The 17,609-nt window shown below is 63.2% G+C and carries 20 protein-coding genes; 4 read left to right on the top strand and 16 right to left on the bottom strand.

Annotated features, from left to right (window positions below):
* Positions 1–4 precede the first annotated feature (4 nt).
* The 3 genes from AC1DJW_RS02910 to AC1DJW_RS02900 form a co-directional block, all read right to left on the bottom strand.
* On the bottom strand, positions 5–604 hold the full coding sequence (locus tag AC1DJW_RS02910; protein WP_476900640.1) for a DUF1788 domain-containing protein: 600 nt from the start codon (positions 602–604) through the stop codon (positions 5–7).
* Entirely contained in the window at positions 601–1,230 is a 630-nt protein-coding gene (locus tag AC1DJW_RS02905) for a DUF1819 family protein (protein ID WP_476900639.1), read from the bottom strand. The genes AC1DJW_RS02910 and AC1DJW_RS02905 overlap by 4 nt, the downstream gene beginning before the upstream one ends.
* A gap of 74 nt (positions 1,231–1,304) precedes the next feature.
* Positions 1,305–1,532 (bottom strand): helix-turn-helix domain-containing protein, encoded by a 228-nt coding sequence (locus tag AC1DJW_RS02900; protein ID WP_476900638.1) that lies wholly within the window; start codon positions 1,530–1,532, stop codon positions 1,305–1,307.
* A gap of 281 nt (positions 1,533–1,813) precedes the next feature.
* Between AC1DJW_RS02900 and AC1DJW_RS02895 the strand changes: the two genes are divergently transcribed.
* A complete protein-coding gene (locus tag AC1DJW_RS02895) occupies positions 1,814–1,984 on the top strand; it encodes a hypothetical protein (protein WP_476900637.1) in 171 nt (56 codons plus the stop codon).
* Between the two features lie 310 nt (positions 1,985–2,294).
* Here the strand turns inward: AC1DJW_RS02895 and mutM are convergent, their stop codons facing one another.
* From mutM to coaD, 5 genes are all read right to left on the bottom strand, one after another.
* Positions 2,295–3,266, bottom strand: coding sequence for a bifunctional DNA-formamidopyrimidine glycosylase/DNA-(apurinic or apyrimidinic site) lyase (mutM, locus tag AC1DJW_RS02890; protein ID WP_476900636.1), 972 nt, complete (start codon positions 3,264–3,266; stop codon positions 2,295–2,297).
* A gap of 6 nt (positions 3,267–3,272) precedes the next feature.
* The gene (rnc, locus tag AC1DJW_RS02885) at positions 3,273–4,004 is read right to left on the bottom strand and encodes a ribonuclease III (RefSeq protein ID WP_284751137.1); all 732 of its coding nucleotides are present in this window, start codon (positions 4,002–4,004) and stop codon (positions 3,273–3,275) included.
* Between the two features lie 22 nt (positions 4,005–4,026).
* Complete coding sequence (rpmF, locus tag AC1DJW_RS02880; RefSeq protein WP_028264646.1) at positions 4,027–4,230, bottom strand: 50S ribosomal protein L32; 204 nt, start codon at positions 4,228–4,230, stop codon at positions 4,027–4,029.
* A 32-nt stretch (positions 4,231–4,262) separates the two neighbouring features.
* Entirely contained in the window at positions 4,263–4,790 is a 528-nt protein-coding gene (locus AC1DJW_RS02875; protein WP_059387665.1) for a YceD family protein, read from the bottom strand.
* A gap of 146 nt (positions 4,791–4,936) precedes the next feature.
* Positions 4,937–5,422, bottom strand: a complete 486-nt coding sequence (gene coaD / locus AC1DJW_RS02870; protein ID WP_236811552.1) for a pantetheine-phosphate adenylyltransferase — start codon at positions 5,420–5,422, stop codon at positions 4,937–4,939.
* Positions 5,423–5,527: 105 nt separating this feature from the next.
* Between coaD and AC1DJW_RS02865 the strand changes: the two genes are divergently transcribed.
* Positions 5,528–6,757 (top strand): aminotransferase class I/II-fold pyridoxal phosphate-dependent enzyme, encoded by a 1,230-nt coding sequence (locus tag AC1DJW_RS02865; RefSeq protein ID WP_476900635.1) that lies wholly within the window; start codon positions 5,528–5,530, stop codon positions 6,755–6,757.
* A 2-nt stretch (positions 6,758–6,759) separates the two neighbouring features.
* Positions 6,760–7,548, top strand: a complete 789-nt coding sequence (locus AC1DJW_RS02860; RefSeq protein WP_459341975.1) for a spermidine synthase — start codon at positions 6,760–6,762, stop codon at positions 7,546–7,548.
* A gap of 39 nt (positions 7,549–7,587) precedes the next feature.
* Here AC1DJW_RS02860 and rsmD read toward each other — a convergent pair whose 3' ends face one another.
* The 4 genes from rsmD to thiL are packed head-to-tail and all read right to left on the bottom strand — an operon-like array spanning position 7,588 to position 12,545.
* Positions 7,588–8,154, bottom strand: coding sequence for a 16S rRNA (guanine(966)-N(2))-methyltransferase RsmD (gene rsmD / locus AC1DJW_RS02855; RefSeq protein ID WP_459341976.1), 567 nt, complete (start codon positions 8,152–8,154; stop codon positions 7,588–7,590).
* 51 nt (positions 8,155–8,205) lie between these two features.
* The gene (locus AC1DJW_RS02850) at positions 8,206–10,473 is read right to left on the bottom strand and encodes an ATP-dependent DNA helicase RecG (protein ID WP_476900634.1); all 2,268 of its coding nucleotides are present in this window, start codon (positions 10,471–10,473) and stop codon (positions 8,206–8,208) included.
* On the bottom strand, positions 10,463–11,509 hold the full coding sequence (locus tag AC1DJW_RS02845) for a DAK2 domain-containing protein (RefSeq protein WP_476900714.1): 1,047 nt from the start codon (positions 11,507–11,509) through the stop codon (positions 10,463–10,465). The genes AC1DJW_RS02850 and AC1DJW_RS02845 overlap by 11 nt, the downstream gene beginning before the upstream one ends.
* A 22-nt stretch (positions 11,510–11,531) precedes the next feature.
* Complete coding sequence (thiL, locus tag AC1DJW_RS02840; protein ID WP_284751142.1) at positions 11,532–12,545, bottom strand: thiamine-phosphate kinase; 1,014 nt, start codon at positions 12,543–12,545, stop codon at positions 11,532–11,534.
* A 96-nt stretch (positions 12,546–12,641) separates the two neighbouring features.
* Here thiL and AC1DJW_RS02835 point away from each other — a divergent pair, with 96 nt between their 5' ends.
* Complete coding sequence (locus AC1DJW_RS02835; RefSeq protein WP_284751143.1) at positions 12,642–13,157, top strand: DUF3515 family protein; 516 nt, start codon at positions 12,642–12,644, stop codon at positions 13,155–13,157.
* Positions 13,158–13,213: 56 nt separating this feature from the next.
* Here the strand turns inward: AC1DJW_RS02835 and AC1DJW_RS02830 are convergent, their stop codons facing one another.
* From AC1DJW_RS02830 to murA, 4 genes are read right to left on the bottom strand one after another with little or no spacing between them, the layout of a single operon-like run.
* Positions 13,214–14,380: a D-alanine--D-alanine ligase family protein gene (locus tag AC1DJW_RS02830; protein WP_476900713.1), complete on the bottom strand. Its 1,167-nt coding sequence runs from the start codon at positions 14,378–14,380 to the stop codon at positions 13,214–13,216.
* 17 nt (positions 14,381–14,397) lie between these two features.
* Positions 14,398–15,429: an NAD(P)H-dependent glycerol-3-phosphate dehydrogenase gene (locus AC1DJW_RS02825; RefSeq protein WP_284751145.1), complete on the bottom strand. Its 1,032-nt coding sequence runs from the start codon at positions 15,427–15,429 to the stop codon at positions 14,398–14,400.
* Positions 15,430–15,446: 17 nt separating this feature from the next.
* Positions 15,447–16,223 carry a lysophospholipid acyltransferase family protein gene (locus AC1DJW_RS02820; RefSeq protein WP_284751146.1) on the bottom strand — a complete coding sequence of 259 codons (777 nt, stop codon included), beginning with the start codon at positions 16,221–16,223 and terminating at the stop codon, positions 15,447–15,449.
* Between the two features lie 12 nt (positions 16,224–16,235).
* Positions 16,236–17,561 (bottom strand): UDP-N-acetylglucosamine 1-carboxyvinyltransferase, encoded by a 1,326-nt coding sequence (gene murA / locus AC1DJW_RS02815; protein ID WP_284751147.1) that lies wholly within the window; start codon positions 17,559–17,561, stop codon positions 16,236–16,238.
* Positions 17,562–17,609 lie beyond the last annotated feature (48 nt).

The raw sequence follows: 17,609 nt of genomic DNA, 5'->3' as shown, positions 1-17,609 counted from the left end.
CGAGTTAAACCTCCTGTTCCAAGATGTTCTTGGCTCGGTAGTACTGGTCGTCTTGGAGTCGTCCGAACAGTACGAGTGATGATCCGAGCGTGGCGGACTGTTCGTAGCGGCCGGGGAAAAACATGAGCATCGGCTTGCCTGTGACAACACTCTGCAGATTGTTCAGCACGTTGTGCGAACGGACATACGGAAAGACTTCGCCGATGCCGGTGAGGAAGAAGATGTCGAAGTCACCCTCGGCGAGCTTTGCCCTGATCGCGGACGCAATGTGGAGTTGCGGGTCGAGCATCCCCTGGAGCAACTCACGGAAGTCGGCCTTTTCCTGTTCGGGTTCGAGCGCTATCAATCGATCCCAGACTCCGCGTTCCTTGAGAATCTCCACTGACAGGTCGTAGAGGTTGACCTCTCGGACCACGATGCCCTTGTTGGCCAGGCGGTTCTTGATGCGCTTCTTCGACCCCGTGACCGCGAGTGCATCCTCAGGGTCGTAGGGGTAAATGAAGAACGGCACCTCGTTGCTCAGGCCCTCCATCTGGAGAAACCGCCTGCCGCTAAGAACGGCGAACAAGTGCTCTTCCTCTTTAGAAAGGTCGGTCTGTGTCACGGCTGGGCCCTCCCCGCAGCATTATGGGTGGTTGGGAAGAATCGCAGGTCATTCGGAGTCCGCGCTGCCAAAGTGTTTGCGACCCGTTGAGACATCATGGCCTGCTGTATTTGCCCGCTGTTGGAAAGCAACCCTGCCTCGTTAAGCATCCGGAACAAGTTTGAACGCAGCTTGCGCCGCGTGGAGTCCGTAAGTTCAGACAGCTCGGTGTGCCACAAAGACTTGCCACGCACGAAGCTGTCGAAATCGTCGAGATCGAGCGACGGCGTAAGCAAGAGGAACCGCTCGCGAACGATCTCCTCAGCGAACTCACCAATCAGGTCATATCGACGGCATGCCGCCGCCCACATCAAGTGTCCGCGCTCGGTCGAGGTCGCCTCGTTGAGTAGTTTGATTTCGTCGTCGGTCAGCACGGTGAGCCGTTGGATAACCTCACGCGCAAGCCTGAGCCCAGAGGCAACTGTACGAGCCTGAAGCAAGTTCTCCCCCGCGACCACCGTTCGAACTCTTGCCCAGTCGCGTTCATGCAAGTAAATGGGCGCAATGATCGCCGCCTCACGCATGAGGAGGGCACCACTGGTGAATGAGAGTGCATAGCGCTGCGCCTCGGCATGCTGCTCGATCATGTGTAGCCCCCCTTTCAGTTTTTCAGGCAAGTAGTTTCGGCGTTGGCCGAGAGGTATTCCTTCAGGTGCGGCCGTCAGCTCGGCGTCTCGTCATCGCTCGAAGCTGCAGAGCCTCCGCTGCGGACCCACTCGTCTACCTCGCTTGCCTGGAACTTCCAGAGTCTGCCGACCTTGTGGGCTGGCATGCGTTTATCGGTGATCCACGTATAGACCGTGTCTTTTGTGATCCCCAGATGCGCGGCAATGCCATCGGCGGACAGCCATGGTTCGGCCACGGTGGAGCCTCCAGTCGGGATTGGCAACGACGAACAAGAGCCATCCTAGCTTCAACTGCACGTCTTCTGAGGGTTTGACTGGGTTTGAACGGGTTAAGCCTGTATGAGTTGCTTGGCTTGAACCGCAGGACAGCGACCGGAAAATCACGTTAGGCTGTCGCAATGACCGAACTCTGGATCGCGTTGTCAGTTGCAGTCGTCGCATCCGCTGGCGGGCTCCTTACTCTCACTCTCCGCAGGCACAGAAGTGTCCGCCGAGACGACGCGGCAAAACCGCACGGGCGACTGAGACTTCGGCGAGCGAGACCATGGCACCCGTCCGGGTCCTCCCCGCTTCAGGGATTCTGGTTCCAGAGGCCGTCTTGTCTACAACCGGTGCAGCGGTCTCGGTCTGGGAGGCACTTGAGGTCACTTCAGTTCCTATGGCGTTGAACTACGTCCGGAACAACGGACCCGAGCTCATTGAAGCAACTGCCTAGTTCACGGCAGTCCCGTCGGGTTTTCCACATATGCCAAGGGTCCCCTATCGGCTAACGGCTGCTGATGCTGAACTGGATTTATGCTCAGCTACGAAGACATCATCTTGCTTGGTGAGGAACGGGTTCTGGTCATCCAGGAGCACAAGGACGGCAGCTGCTGGTGCGGCCAGACCTGGGATTGACCGACACGGGCATACCCTGACTGAAGCTTCCTGACGCCGGACTACTTCATTTAGACCGGACCGGGACCGTGCTGGTAAGCGGCCACGGGAGCATGGTGGAATCCAGCAACTCCGACGCGGCCGCGCGTTCAGCCTCGTGGTGATCTCCTTCTAGGCTTCGGCTGACACTTGGGGCAGAGATACGACGAACGGTTCATGAATGGTTCGCGTATGACGGGCGTGCCACAGCGTTCGCAGGGCTGACCAGCCCTTCCGTATGAATGCAAAAAACGGTCGAAGTAGCCCGACGCTCCGTTGACATTGACGTAAAGCGAATCAAAGCTCGTCCCACCAGCCGCCAGGGCGTCGCTCATGACTTCCTTGGCGGCACCGACGAGCCTCACGGCATCTGACCGCTTAAGGGTGTCTGTCGGCTTGGCATAGTGGAGTTTGGCCCGCCAAAGGGCCTCATCGGCGTAGATGTTGCCTATCCCCGAAATAACTCCCTGATCCAACAGGGCACGCTTGAGCCCGGTCTTGCGGGCCTTGATCTTGCGGTAAAAGTCGTCAAAGGAAAAGTGCGGATCCAGCGGATCACGGGCAATGTGGGAGGCTTCTTCGGCAATTTCCGGGAGGGGTGTCTCGCCTTGGCCCCCGGGCCCGCCATCGGGCGTCGGTACAAGGGAGGTGACAAACAGTCCGCCGAAGATCCGTTGGTCCACAAACCGCAGCTGTTCGGGCATGCCGTCGGAACTGCTGAGCCGGAGGCGGACTTTGAGATGCTTCTCATCGGGAACCCCGGGGTCTTGCATGAGGAGTTGCCCGCTCATGCCCAGGTGCGCCATCAGCGCGACGCCGGGCATCGCCTCGGCGGACACGTCGCCGGCGGTGCCAGCGGCGCTGCGGGATTCCTCGGTCCGCAGGGGCATCCACAGGAACTTACCCCGGCGGACGACGTCCAAAACCGTGGAGTTCTCAAGGTTGCCGATAAAGTCTTCCGTGCCTAGCGAATGGCGGCGGATAGAGCGGGGGTCCAGGACGTCCACGGACGTGATGGTCCGGCCTCGTACCCAACGTGCCAGGCCACGGCGGACCACTTCGACTTCGGGCAGTTCCGGCATGCGGACTCAGGCGCTGTGCGCAGGATCGGCTGGAGCGTCGGCTTTGCTGTTCAGCGTGACTTTGCTGTTCAGCGTGCGCCACGCATCCGCGGCGGCTTCCTGCTCGGCTTCCTTCTTGGAGTGGCCCGAGCCTTTGCCGTAGGCGGTGCCGCCGATCTGGAGCACTGCCTCAAAGGTGCGTGCATGGTCCGGACCGGAGCCTTCGACGGCATAGTAGATGGACCCGAGCTGACGGCTCGCGGCAAGCTCCTGCATGCTGGTCTTCCAGTCGGTGCCGGCCCCAAGGGCTGCGGCGTCCTTCAGCAACGGACCAACGAGCCGCATGACCAGTTGCCGGGCGGTCTCCATGTCGTTGGAAAGATAGGTGGCGCCAATGAGCGCTTCCATGGTGTCAGCGAGAATTGAAGATTTGTTCTTGCCGTCGGTGAGTCTTTCGCCCTGCCCGAGGTAGATGAATTCTCCGATGCCGAGGTCCCGGCCGATACCCGCCAAGGCGCGGGTGCTGACGACGGCGGAGCGCCGCTTGGCGAGTTCGCCTTCCGGCAGTGCCGGGTTGTCGCGGTACAGCGAATCGGTCACGGAAAAGCCCAGAATGGAGTCGCCCAGGAATTCGAGGCGCTCATTGGTGGGAATCCCGCCATTTTCATACGCGTATGAACGATGTGTCAGAGCAAGACGAAGCGTCTCGGCGTCAATGGAGACACCGAGACGCTTCAGAAGCTCTTCAGTTGAAGACATCCTTGTCAGCCTTGTGGCGGATTTAGACGTCTGCGACCTTGCGGCCCTTGTATTCAAGGAACAGCGCAGTCCCGGCGGAGTCGGTTACGACCTTTGCCTGGTGCGGCAGGCTGTAAACAACCTGGCCGTTTTCGATGGTCTTGACCAGGTTGGGGGCAGTTGCCTTCCACTGGGCACGGCGGGCGCGTGTATTTGCGCGAGACATTTTCCGCTTGGGAACAGCCACGGCTATCTCATTTCTCTTTTAGTCAGCACTTACTAATCAGTTTGCCGGTCGGTCTTAGCCAGTTCAGCTAGGGCAGCCCAGCGAGGATCCAGGTCCTCGTGGTGGTGCCCCGGCTCGTCTTCCAGACGCACTCCGCATATTGAGCAGAGGCCCTGGCAGTCTTCCCGGCACACCGGCTGGAACGGCAGCATGGTTACAACCGCGTCCCGCAACACCGGTTCAAGATCGATTAGATCGTGCTCGACTCGACGTTGCTCTTCATCGTCTTCTTCGTCCGAAAGCTCGACGCCCTCATAGAAGAAAAGTTCTTGCACATTGACCTCAAGGTCATACGCAAGGGGATCCAGGCATCGTCCGCATTCGCCCTTGACTTCAGCGAATACGGTTCCAGATACCAGAATTCCTTCGTGTACGGCCTCAAGCCTCAAGTCGAGCTCGATATCCGAGCCTTCCTGAACGCCAATGAGTGCCACGCCAAGGTCACTTGGCGCGGGTACATGTTCCGTGAGCGTCCGCATGCTTCCTGGACTACGTCCGAGGTCCTTGACGTCCAGCGTCAAAGGCGAACTTGCATCTCGCTTAATGAGAACTCCTGTAGAACATATGACCGACGTACCATCTTAGCCTGAACGCGTGAACGGACTCAAACCGGGTCAATTGCAACGCGTTCTGCCCGAGGTACCGATCCAGCTTACCCGTTGCGGGGCTACTCCGCTGCCGACCCGCCAGCCAGGAGCCTTTTGAGCACCGATTTGGGCACGAAATCGGAGACATCGCCGCCAAGGAGGGAAATTTCCTTGATCAGCGTGGAGGACAAATGCAGGTAATGGGCCTCCGCCGGAAGAAAGACAGTCTCGACGCCGGACAATTGGCGGTTCATGGTGGCCATGGGAAGTTCGTAGTCAAAATCGGAAGACGAACGCAGGCCCTTCACGATCGCCGAAATTCCCCGGTGCCTGCAGTATTCGGCGAGCAGTCCCTCACCCATCGGCTCCACGATGATGCCCCGCAACGAAGCCAGGGTCTCCCGCGCCATGTCCATGCGTTCTTCCAGGCTGAAGCGGTACTTCTTCGCGTAGTTGGTGGACACCGCGACGACGACTTCGTCGAACAAGCCGGCGGCCCTTGCGATGACTTCCAAATGTCCGTTGTGGATGGGGTCGAAGGAGCCAGGGCACACTGCGCGTCTCATGGTTCGAACCTACCCCATCCGGGGCCGCAGGCACTATGGCGATACCATGGCTGAAACGGCGGGCCGGACGAGCCGGATGCCAGCACCCAGGAAGGCAACCCCACAGTGACGAGCCCGGCCTCTCTCAGCGAGAACACGTCCGTCGCCCCTTGGCAACGAGCCGCCAGCGGAGCAAACCTGCTTTCGGCCGACGGCAGCCTCGGAGTGACCATCTTCGAAGAGATGACCACCCTGGCAATATCCACCGGCGCCATCAACCTGGGCCAGGGATTCCCGGATGAGGACGGGCCTGCGGAAATCAAGGCAGCAGCCCAAGCAGCCATTACGGCGGGAGCCAACCAGTACGCACCAGGCAAAGGCATCCCTGAACTTCGCGAAGCCATCGCCGCGCACCAGGAACGCTTCTACGGACTGACCCCGGACCCGCAGACCGAGGTCATTGTGACCACCGGGGCCACTGAAGCCATCGCCGCCTCATTGCTCGCGTTCATCGAACCGGGCGACGAGGTGCTGACCTTCGAGCCTTTCTATGACTCTTACGGCGCCATCATTGGACTCGCCGGGGCCAAGCATGTGACCGCTCCTTTGCTGGCGCCGGACTTCCTTCCGGACGTGGACGCCATGGAATCGGCATTCAGCGAGCGCACGAAGCTTGTGCTCCTCAACAACCCGCACAATCCCACGGGCGCGGTGTTCCCTCGCGAGGTGTTGGTACGAATCGTCGAACTCGCCCGGAAATACGATGCCGTGATCCTCAGCGATGAGGTCTACGAGCACCTCACCTTCGGGGTGCGGCACCTTCCGATCGCCAGCATCCCCGGAGCAGCCGAACGAAGTGTCACGATTTCCTCGGCCGGCAAGACGTTTTCGTTCACCGGATGGAAGATCGGCTGGCTCAGCGGACCGGCCCACCTCGTGGCGGCGATCCGAACCGTCAAGCAATTCCTCAGCTACAGCTCCGGCACTCCCTTCCAAAGTGCAATCGCCGTAGGCCTCGCCCTGCCCGATGAGTTCTACGCCGGCATCGCGTCCGCTCTCCAGCACAAGCGGGACATCCTCGCTGAGGGACTGCGGGCCGCCGGCTTCGATGTCTACACGCCGCAGGGAACATACTTCATCAATGTGGACACCGCGCCCCTCGGCATCAGCGACTCCGTGGACCTGGCACGAAGACTGCCGGGGCTCGTAGGAGTGGCTGCCATCCCCGTCCCGGTGTTTTGCCACCCGGAAGGCGCGGAAAGGACGCGCAGCCTTCTCCGATTCGCGTTCTGCAAGAAGACCGAAGTATTGGAAGATGCGGCCGCCAGGCTGGCCACCCTGCGGGACAAGCTCTGACTGTGTCCACCGGCCAAAGTCACGAGGGACGGCGCTTCCTGCGGACCACCGGGCAGCATGCAGCAATCGAGGCCGACGCGCTGATCGACGGTGCCTACATCCTGCGCATCGGCGGCGCCGAGCAATCCCATGTCAATCTCGCGGAACCTGCGGAAATCTTCTACGAGTACCTGCGGCGGATCGGCCATGTGGTGGATCTGGCCGCGCCAGGCGGACAGGCCATCACTGCCCTTCATCTTGGCGCGGGGGCCTTGACCCTGGCCCGCTACATCGAGGCGACGAGGCCCGGTTCGGAACAGCACGCCGTCGAGCTCGAACGTGAATTGCTCGATTTCGTGCTGCAGAAGTTGCCCATGCCGCACGGCACCCGCTTGGAGACCCATATCGGCGACGCTCGCGAAACCCTCGCCGAACTGCCCGCGCGACTCGAGTTCGACGTCGTGATCCTGGACATCTTCTCCGGTCCCGAGGCTCCGGCGCATATCGCCTGCCAGGAGTTCTATGAGGAGGCCGCGGCGCGGCTCCGGCCCGACGGGGTGCTCATCGTCAATGTCGGCGACGAAGCGGCCTTGACCCTGGTGCGCAGCCAGGTCGCCGCGATGCGCCGGGCGATGCCCGACGTTGCCGCCTTCGCCGAGAGCGGCATGTTCGCCGGCCGGTACCCCGGCAACATCATCCTGGTGGGGACGCGCCGGCCGTGGCCAGCCGGCTGGACAGCGGAACTCCTGGCCCGGGGGCCGCATCCGGCGGCTGTACTGAGCGGAGTGGAGCTGGACCGGATTTCGGGCTAGCGCCGGTTATCGGGCTAGCGCAGCGTCGCCGAGCATGCGCTAGACGGGTTCGGCGAACCAGAGCTTGGTTTCGCCGTATTTCTTGTCGGCAAACCGTTCGAGGGTGTCCGGCCAGTCCGGTTCCGGTGACCGTGAGGATCGCTCGACGACCACCACGGCGCCTTCATCGAGGTGGAAGGCAAGCTTGGCCAGGACAGCCTTGAGGGAAGGCTCATCCAAAGGGTACGGCGGATCCAGGAACACCAGGTCCCAGAGGACCTCATCCGCCGCGCGTTCCAGGAAGGACTCCACTTTGGAACGATGGACCGAGACGATCCTGCGTCCGAGCACTTGGTTGGCCATGTCTGCGTTTCGTTGGCAGACCTCGGAGGCGCGCGCATCGAACTCCACGAGTTCGGCCGAGCGCGCGCCCCGGCTGGCACCTTCGATGCCTAGCGAGCCCGAACCCGCATAAAGATCCAAAACCCGGGCGTCGTCGATCGCGTCGAGGGCTTCGAGCCGCGAGAACAAGGCTTCCTTGACGCGGTCCGTCGTGGGCCTGGTGGTGTTTCCCGGGACGCTGACCAGCGGATTGCCGCCGACCATGCCGGCAATGATCCGGCTCACCGGCCAACTCCCGGGGCGCCGCACACGGGCGCGCCTTCCGGCGTGGATTCCTCAGCCGCGTTCAAGGAACGCCTCCTTTTCGGGGTTCAGATATTCGTCAATTGCCGCGGCCAGGGCCTGTTGGCCCTCCAGCAGGGGGTCGTTCGCCACGAGCCACTGGGCATCGGTTCGGGCACGGGCAATCACGTCCTCATGCTCCAGGACCCGCAACAGCTTAAGGGTGGAGCGCCCGCCGGATTGGGAGGCGCCCAGGATGTCGCCTTCGCGGCGTAGCTTCAGGTCTTCCTGGGAAAGCTCGAAGCCGTCGGTTGTGGAAGCAACGGCATCGAGGCGCCTGCGGCTTGGATGGCCGGGTTCGAGCGTCGTGACCAGAAGGCACGTCCCCGGGAGACCGCCGCGGCCCACCCTCCCGCGCAGCTGGTGAAGTTGCGAAATACCGAAGCGGTCAGCATCGAGGATCACCATCAGCGTGGCGTTATGGACGTCCACGCCCACCTCAATGACCGTGGTGGACACCAGCAACTGGGTCTCGTTGGCGGTGAACGAGGCCATGGTTTCGGACTTGAGCGCCGGATCCTGCCGTCCGTGGAGGGGCTCCACCCGGACACCGCGCAGGGCGGGCTCTTGGCTGAGCGTTTCGACGACGGCTGTCACCGAGGCGAGCTCGCGCGCGGGGCCCTCTTCCGAAAGTTCGGCGTCGCTTGGCTCTGCTTCGCCCGGGCTGAAGTCGCCGTCGTCGTCGTCTCCGATCTTGGGACAGACGACGTACACCTGGTGGCCGGCGTCGATCTCTTCCCGCGAGCGTCTCCAGATCCTCGCCGCCCAGCCCGGATTTTCTGCGAGCCCGACGACGTGGGTGGAGATGGGCGCCCGGCCGGCAGGGAGTTCGTCCAGCACGGACGTTTCGAGGTCGCCGAAGACGGTCATGGCAACGGTGCGCGGAATCGGAGTGGCGGTCATCACCAAGAGGTGGGGCGGCCGGTTGGCCTTGGCACGCAGGGCGTCGCGCTGTTCCACTCCAAAGCGGTGCTGCTCGTCCACCACGATCAGCCCCAGGTCCTGGAACGATGTTTTGTCACTCAGCAGCGCATGGGTGCCGATCACGATCCCGGCGTTGCCCGAGGCCGCGTCCAGCATGGCTTGCTTGCGGGCGGCCGCTGGCATGGAGCCTGTCAGCAAGGCGACTTGGACCGATCCGGGGCCGCTGTCCAGCAATCCGGCCCCGCCCAGCATCCCGGCGCCCCCGAACAAACCGTCGCGGGCCAGTGGGCCCAGGGTCCTCCGAATGGAATCGAAGTGCTGTGCCGCGAGGACCTCCGTGGGTGCAAGCAGTGCAGCCTGCCCGCCGGCATCCACCACTTGCAGCATGGCCCGCAAGGCTACGATCGTTTTTCCGGAACCGACCTCGCCCTGCAGCAAGCGGTTCATCGGCGAGTCCTGTGCCAGCTCGTGGGAGAGCGTCTTACCGACCGCGGCTTGGCCTGCCGTCAGCGTGAATGGCAGTTGCCGGTCGAAGGAAGCAAGGAGCCCTTCGGGCAGGGGCCGACGGGCGGTGGCCTCCTCGGCAGCCAACTGGGCCCGGCGCCGCGCCAGCGCAGTCTGCAGAACCAGTGCTTCCTGGTAGCGGAACCGGTCACGGGCGCGCTGCCAGTCCGCCGCCGTTTCCGGAGAATGGATCAGCCGGTACGCATCCCCTACTCCCAGGAATTTCTCCCGGGACGCGATGTCGGCAGGCAGCGGATCCTCGATGCTGTCCACATCGATGGTGTCCAGGAGCGTGGTGATGACCTTGTGGATGGACCAACTGGTGAGCTTCGCGGTGGCCGGGTACACGGGAATGGGCATGGCCGCGAGCTTTTCCGGATCGACGGAACCGGCCAGCTCCGGGTCCTCGTCGAGCAGCATGAAGTCCGGATTGGTCATGCCCAAGGATCCGCCGTAGCGGCTGACCTTCCCGGAGAACATCACCCGGCGCCCCGGCTGGAGTTCGCTGCGGGCGCGGAAGCCGTTGAAGAAACTGATTTTTAACGTTCCCGGAATCTGCTCACCGCTGGCCTCGTCCGTGACCACGACGTCCGTCAACGATCCCCGCCTTGCCCGCATTTGCCGGGTTGAATTGGACAGGACCCTGGCGATGAGGGTGGCCTCTTCATCCAACGGCAGTTTGCTCATGGGCGTCAGCTCCCCACGGCTCAAGTAACGGCGGGGAAAGTAGTTCAGCAGCTCCCCGACAGTGTCCAGGCCAAGGTGCTTCTCGATGACGGAAGCGGAGCGTTTGCCGATCCTCCGCTCAAGGGGAAGCTGAAGCTCAGTATTCATGCCCGTGCTGGCCTGCCGGAAGGCCTGGGTCGCGCGGCATCGACAGTTGGCTGACGGAAATGTCGGTGGGGTCCCCGAGTGAGCGGATGACAGCGACGGCGGGTTCAGCTTCCGGAACGTGAACGTGCACGCGCCAGCGGTAGCTCACTTCTGCGGCGTCCTCGTCGTCATCATCGTCGTACCCGGCGTCGTCCGGTCCTGCCGGGCTGCCCACGTGGCTCGCGCTGCCTACCTGGCTCATGATCACGGAGTCGCCGAGTTCGTCCAAGCGCTGACGGAGCGTGGCAGCTGCCAGCGGTGAAAGGCTGATAGTGCACATGACCTCGACGCCGTCGTCGTCGGGCATTCCGGCGTGGATATGCGGATCCTGCAGGTCATAGCCGTGCAGCCCGTCCAGGAGCTCATCCTGGAGTTCTTCGCCGAGCACAGCCGAACGCAGGCAGTCCAGGATCAACAACATGCCTACCCCGCCCGCGTCCACAACATGGGCGGCGTGCAGCGGGGCAAGTTGGTCCTCGGTTTGCACCACGGCATCCAGCGCGGCATTGACGGCGGCATCGAGCGCCAGGCCCAAGGCCTGGTTGCTGTCATCGCCGTTGTGCGCAGTATCGCACTCACCCGCTGCCCTTGCGGCAGCTTCGAGAACGGAGAGCATGGTGCCGGGCACCGGCTCGCTCAAGGCCGACCAAGCCCGGATCTGGGCCCGGTTCAGGGCTGCGGCAAGCAGCGGCGCGCTAAGGCGCGTGTGCCCGCCCAGCGGCTCAGCCAGTGCGCACAAAAAGACGGCAAAGAGTGTCCCGGAGTTACCCCGGGCCTGCTCCATGGCCGCCCGTCCGGCCGCGGCCAGGACAGCACCGACGTCGTTTGCCGGTTCATCCGCAGTGGAACCGCTGGCGAATGCTGCCGCGGCGGCGCGGACGGTGAGGTAGAGGTTGGTGCCGGTGTCGCCGTCGGCCACCGGGAAGATGTTGATGGCGTTGAGACGGTCGCTGTGGTTCCCGAGCGTCGTCTCCGCTTTGCCCAGCCACCGCTTCATGGCGTGCGTATTGGCGGCAATCTTAGTCTGCAAAGTGATCCCATCCCACGGTGTCAGCGGGCATTCCCGCTATCCGGACGCCGCTGTGCTGTCCTTCGGCAACGGCCTGGATCGAGCCTATCGCAGTGAAGCCGGAAGGTAGCTGAACATTTGCTGGAAATGTCGCCAGCAGGCCATGGTCCTCTCCCCCACCCAGGATCCAGTCCATGGGATCGAGGCCCAGAGGAGCCGAGGCAGCTTCCAAGGGTGTGGCGAGGGCCTTGAGCGCGATGGGATCGAGGTCGAGTGCGACGCCACTGGCTTCGGCGAGGCGGGCGCCGTCGCGCAACAGCCCGTCGGAGACGTCCATCATGGCAGTCGCTCCTGCCTTGGCTCCTTGCGGTCCTGCGGCGAGAGGCGGCTGCGGCCGGCACTGGCTGTCCATGAGTGCGCGCTGGGCAGGGTTCAGATTGCCCACGGGTATGGTGCTTTCAAGGAGCGCCAGTCCCGCGGCGGCGCGGCCAACAGTTCCGGCAAGGGCCAAGGTGTCCCCAGGACAAGCCCCGGAGCGCAAGACAGCAGGAAGCCCATGCATTGTCCCGACGACGGCGACGGTCACCGCGATTTCGCGGCCACGGCCCAGGTCTCCCCCGGCAACTGAACAATCGCCAGCCCCCAAGCCGACGATGCCGGCTGTCAGGCCATCCGCGAAGTCCTCAACCCACGGCACCGGGGTGCCGGGCGGCATGGTCAAGCTGACGACGAGGGAGACGGCGGTACCACCCATTGCGTTGATGTCGCTGAGATTCTGAGCCGCCGATTTCCAGCCGACGTCATACCCCGTAGTCCGGTATCCGTTGTTCCACTCCAGGCGAAAGTCCTGGTCCTGGGTCTGGGTGTCGATGGAAATGAGGGTCCGGCCATCAGGGGCGGCGACGACGGCGGCGTCGTCCCCCGGCCCGAGCAGCACGCTGTTGCTGTGGTTCAGGCGCGGAAAGATGCGCGCGAGGAGCTCGCCTTCGGAGAGCTCGCCGACAGTCTGTTGTTCAATGGACACAGCTCTACGCTATCGCGAACCGCCGACAACAAAGGCTGTCCCTTGGCGCCCGCTTCCCCGATCCTCGGATTGCCGCAGCCGAGATAGGCTTGATCAATGCAACAAACGAAAGCCGCTGTGTACGTCCGCGCCCTTTGCTCCCTGACGGCCGCCGCGGTTTCGGTTCTTACGCTCGCGGCCTGCTCCCCCGTCGTCGACGTCAAGCCCGCCGCTGATGCCGCGAACGCCGCTTGCGCACCCATGATGGTGTCGCTCCCGGACACCATCGGCGACGCCGCCCTGCGGAAGACCAACAGCCAGGCCACGGCGGCGTGGGGCGATCCGTCTGTCCTGATTCTGCGTTGCGGCGTCAACGTGCCGGGCCCCACCACGGACCGCTGCGTCACTGTCAACGACGTCGACTGGGTCATCAAGGAAGGCGACCCGGTCTGGACCCTGACCACCTACGGTCGCGAGCCCGCGACCGAAATCCTCATGGACCCGAACAAGATCAGCTCCGCCACGGTCCTTGCCGATCTGGCGCCAGCCGCGGCGAAAATCAAGGCGGTACGCAAGTGCATCGGTCAGCCTGAGCTGCTGCAGAACCTGCCGACGAGCACCCCGGGCAAGTAGCGAAGGCAGCCCAGGCCGATTATCAGCGCGGGGACGTCGTCAACCCCAGCCGGCTGTCAGCGCAGGCCGGTTTTGCGGTTGAGCGCCAGGTAGATGAGCTCGTCGATCAACTCGGCGTAACCCAGTCCGGAAGCCGCCCACATTTGCGGATACATGCTCTTCGGGGTGAAGCCCGGCATCGTGTTGATCTCGTTGATGATGAGTTCGCCGTCCGGAGTGTAGAAAAAGTCCACGCGGCTGAGGCCTTCGGCACCGACCGCATCAAACGCAGCCGCCGCGAGCTCACGGACGCGCGCAATGGCCTCGTCCGGAATGTCGGCCGGGCAGCTAAGGGCTGCCGCGCCGTCCTCCACATATTTGGCATTGAAGTCGTAGAATTCGTGTTCGCCTGGAGCAACGGCGATTTCCCCCGGCATGGAGGTTCGCGGCGCCGCAGCGCCACGTCCTTCAAGGACGGCGCACTCGATTTCGCGGCCGACAATGCCCGCTTCGATCACCAGTTTGAGGTCGTGCTGTCGTGCTTCTTCGATCGCCGCGTCCAAGTCATCCATCGAATCCACTTTGGAAATCCCCATTGAGGAACCGGCGCGGGCGGGCTTCACGAAGACAGGAAAGCCGAGGCGGTCCACGCGCTTGCGCACGGCTTCGGCGTCGTTGATCCATTCACGATCAGTGACGGCGACATACGGTCCCACGGTGAGCCCGGCGGCCTCGAAAACAACCTTCATGTAATGCTTGTCCATGCCGACGGCGGATGCGAGGACCCCGGCTCCCACATAGCGGGTGTCCGAGAGCTCCAGTAGGCCCTGGATGGTGCCGTCTTCGCCCCAAGGGCCGTGCAGGAGCGGAAACACGACGTCCACGGAGCCCAGTTCCTCGGGCACCGCATTCGGTGCCGTGACGATCAGCTGGTGGGCTCCCCCCACCTCAGCGAGGGTTACGGTCTTCCCGGAAGGCGCCACCTCAGGCAAGGCCGAGGCGCTCAGCGACCATTGGCTGATGTCAGCGGACGGGATCACCCACTGGCCAGACTTGGCAATCCCGATGGGGACGACGTCGTACTTGCTCTTGTCGATGGCGCCCATGACGCCGGCCGCCGTCACGCAGCTGACCGCGTGCTCGCTGGATCGGCCGCCAAAGAGCACGGCGACGCGCGGGCGCCGATGTTCGGCCGGCTTCGCGGACTCGGCAGTTCCGGCGGACTCAGCAGTTCCGGCGGACAGGGATTCTTCGGTCACAGTCAGTAATCGCCTTCGGACTTCAGGGAGCGGGCCAGGAGTCTGGGCCCAAGTTCATCAACGGACAGTTTGCCTTCGAGGACGGCTACCACGGCCGCGGTGATCGGCATGTCGACACCGAGTTTTCCGGCTAGTTCGTAGACAGCGTACCCGGATTTGATGCCTTCCGCCGTCTGCGTCATGTGCTCGGTGACCTGTTCAAGGGTCAAGCCTTCGCCGAGCAACCGCCCCGCGGTGTGGTTCCGGGACAGGGGCGAAGAACAGGTGGCCACGAGGTCTCCCAGTCCGGCAAGACCCGCCATCGTGCGCGCTTCGCCACCCAAAGCAAGGGCCAGCCGCGAGGTCTCCGCAAGCCCGCGCGTGATCACCGATGCTTTGGTGTTGTCGCCCATTTGCTTGCCCTCGCAGATTCCGACTGCAAGGGCAATCACGTTTTTCACGATTCCCCCGATTTCGACGCCGACCACGTCGTTGCTCGTGTAGGGGCGGAAGTACGGTGCGGTGCAGTAGAGCGCGAACGATGCGGCGGTGGCTTCGTCGCTGCATGCCACCACGGAAGCCGTCGGTTCCTGGCGCGCGATCTCCATTGCCAGGTTGGGTCCCGAAACAACGGCCACGCGTTCCTGCGGAATATCGAGTTCCTCGGAGATGACCTGGCTCATGCGGGAATCCGTACCGAGTTCAAGGCCCTTCATGAGGGAAACGACCACGGCGCCCGGGGCCACGAGCGGTTTCCATTTGCGCAGTTGAAGCCGAAGGGACTGCGCCGGCACGGCGAGGATCACGATTCCGGCGCCCGCAAGGACCTCGGCCACATCTGTCGAGGCCGTGATGGAATCGGGCAGCGCGATGTCCTTCAAGTACTGGGGGTTGCGGTGCTCCGCGTTGATCTGGGCGACCACTTCGTCCCGACGGCCCCAAATGCGGATACTGCGCTCCGCACCGGTGGCGATTGCAGCATCCGCCAGGACCTTTGCGAACGTCGTGCCCCAGGATCCCGCGCCAAGTACGGCGACAACAGCTGTGTCGGCCACAAGTTCGTCCCCCGAGGTCACTGCTGTCCGTCCGTGCCATTGGTGCCGGACGTTTCTTCAGTCGCTTGGAAGCGACCGTGCTTCGACTGGTTGTGGGCAACAGGGTCCCAGCGTTCCTTGGGCGGTTCTTCCCCTCGCAAGGTAGCAAGAAGCTCCGTGATGGCGTCCATGATGATGTCCGTCGCCTCAACCAGGGTGGCCCGGTCCAGCGGCCGGCCTTGGAAAGCACTGAGGTCCACGGGTTCGCCTACCAGGATGCGGGATGTCTTGCGTGGGAAGACATGCAGGCGTTTGGCATAGCGGGGGAACACCTCCTGGGCACCCCAATGGGCAATGGGAACCACGGGAGCTCCGGTCTGGATTGCCAGGCGCGCGGCTCCCGTGTGGCCCTTCATCGGCCACAAATCCGGATCGCGGGTCAGGGTGCCCTCCGGATAGATGATGATGGCGCCCCCGGCATCCACCACTTCCTGGGCGGCTTGCAACGAGCGGTTCGCCCCCGTCGTCGAGCGCTCCACTGGAATCTGGTTCGTGGCGCGCAACAGGCTACCCAGGACGGGGGCCTTGAAGAGGCCCGCTTTCGCTAGGAAGTGCGGAGGACGTTTCATGTTGTAGAGCATGTGGCCCACGACAATGGGGTCGATCTCGGTGCAGTGGTTCGGAGCAGCAATGAAGCCACCCGCGGGGAGCTTTTCGGTCCCCTCCCACTTCTTTGCCATGAGGATGTTCATGAGCGGTCGCGCCACTCCCGCAAGAACAGCGAACATGGCACGGCTCTGGGCCGATTCCTTCAAGGTGTTCCCCCGTTACTTGGATTCGGTGAGGTCGAAATCGGCGCCCAGGCCGGCGAGCTTTTCAGTGAAGCGCTCGTAGCCGCGGTTGATGATGTCGATCCCGGTCACCCTGGATGTGCCGGTCGCGGCGAGCGCCGCAATAAGGTGGCTGAATCCGCCACGGAGGTCGGGAATGTCGATGTCAGTGCCCCTCAGCGGGGTGGGTCCTGAGACGACGGCGGAATGCAGGAAATTGCGCTGGCCGAAGCGGCATGGCACGCTTCCGAGGCATTCGCGGTGGACCTGGATGGTTGCGCCCATGCGGGTCAGGGCATCGGTGAAGCCGAAGCGGTTCTCGTACACGGTTTCGTGGACGATCGACACGCCTTCAGCCTGCGTCAGGGCGACCACCAAAGGCTGTTGCCAATCTGTCATGAAGCCCGGGTGCACATCCGTTTCAAGGACGAGCGGGCTCAGCTTTCCGCCGGGGTGGTAGAAACGGATACCGTCCTCGCGGATATCCATGCCGCCGCCCACCTTGCGGTAGGTGTTGAGGAAAGTCATCATGTCCCGCTGGGAAGCGCCCTCTACGAAGATGTCCCCGCGGGTCACCAAGGCGGCCGAAGCCCACGACGCCGATTCATTGCGGTCCGCCAGTGCGCGGTGGTCGTAGCCACCCAAGTCCCGGACGCCCTCGATCCGGATGGTGCGATCGGTCTGGACGCTGATGATGGCACCCATCTTCTGCAGCACAGCGATGAGGTCGATGATTTCGGGTTCGGTGGCGGCACCGCTGAGTTCGGTGATGCCCTCGGCGCGCGTGGCGCTCAGCAGGACTTGCTCGGTGGCTCCCACCGACGGGTACGGAAGCGAGATCTTCGCGCCGTGGAGTCCCTTGGGAGCGGAGATGTGGATGCCGCCCGGGCGCTTTTCGACGACGGCGCCAAACTGGCGGAGCACGTTCAAGTGGTAGTCGATCGGCCGGTCGCCGATCTTGCAGCCGCCAAGATCGGGAATGAAGGCTTCGCCGATGGCATGGATCAACGGACCGCACAGCAGGATCGGGATACGGGAGTCCCCGGCGTGGGCATCGATCGCCGTGCTGGATGCCGTCTTCGCATTCTTGGGATCCAGGGTGAGATCGCCGGTGACGGGATCCTTCTCGACAGTCACGCCATGGAGCTGCAACAGGCTGGTGACCACCTCCACGTCCTTGATTTCCGGGACGTTCCGCAACACCGAAGGTTCGTTGCCGAGGAGGGAAGCCACCATGGCCTTGGGAACAAGGTTCTTGGCACCTCTGACGGTGACGCGGCCGGTCAAAGGGACGCCGCCGCGGATTGTCAGAACACTACTCATCTATACCGGTTTCCTCACGAGTTGATGCCCCCACACTTACGAAGGCTC

It is taken from the genome of Arthrobacter sp. 05L417, from assembly GCF_056397865.1.
Note: the sequence above shows the minus strand (reverse complement) of the source record. Positions and strands in the feature narration are given on the sequence as shown.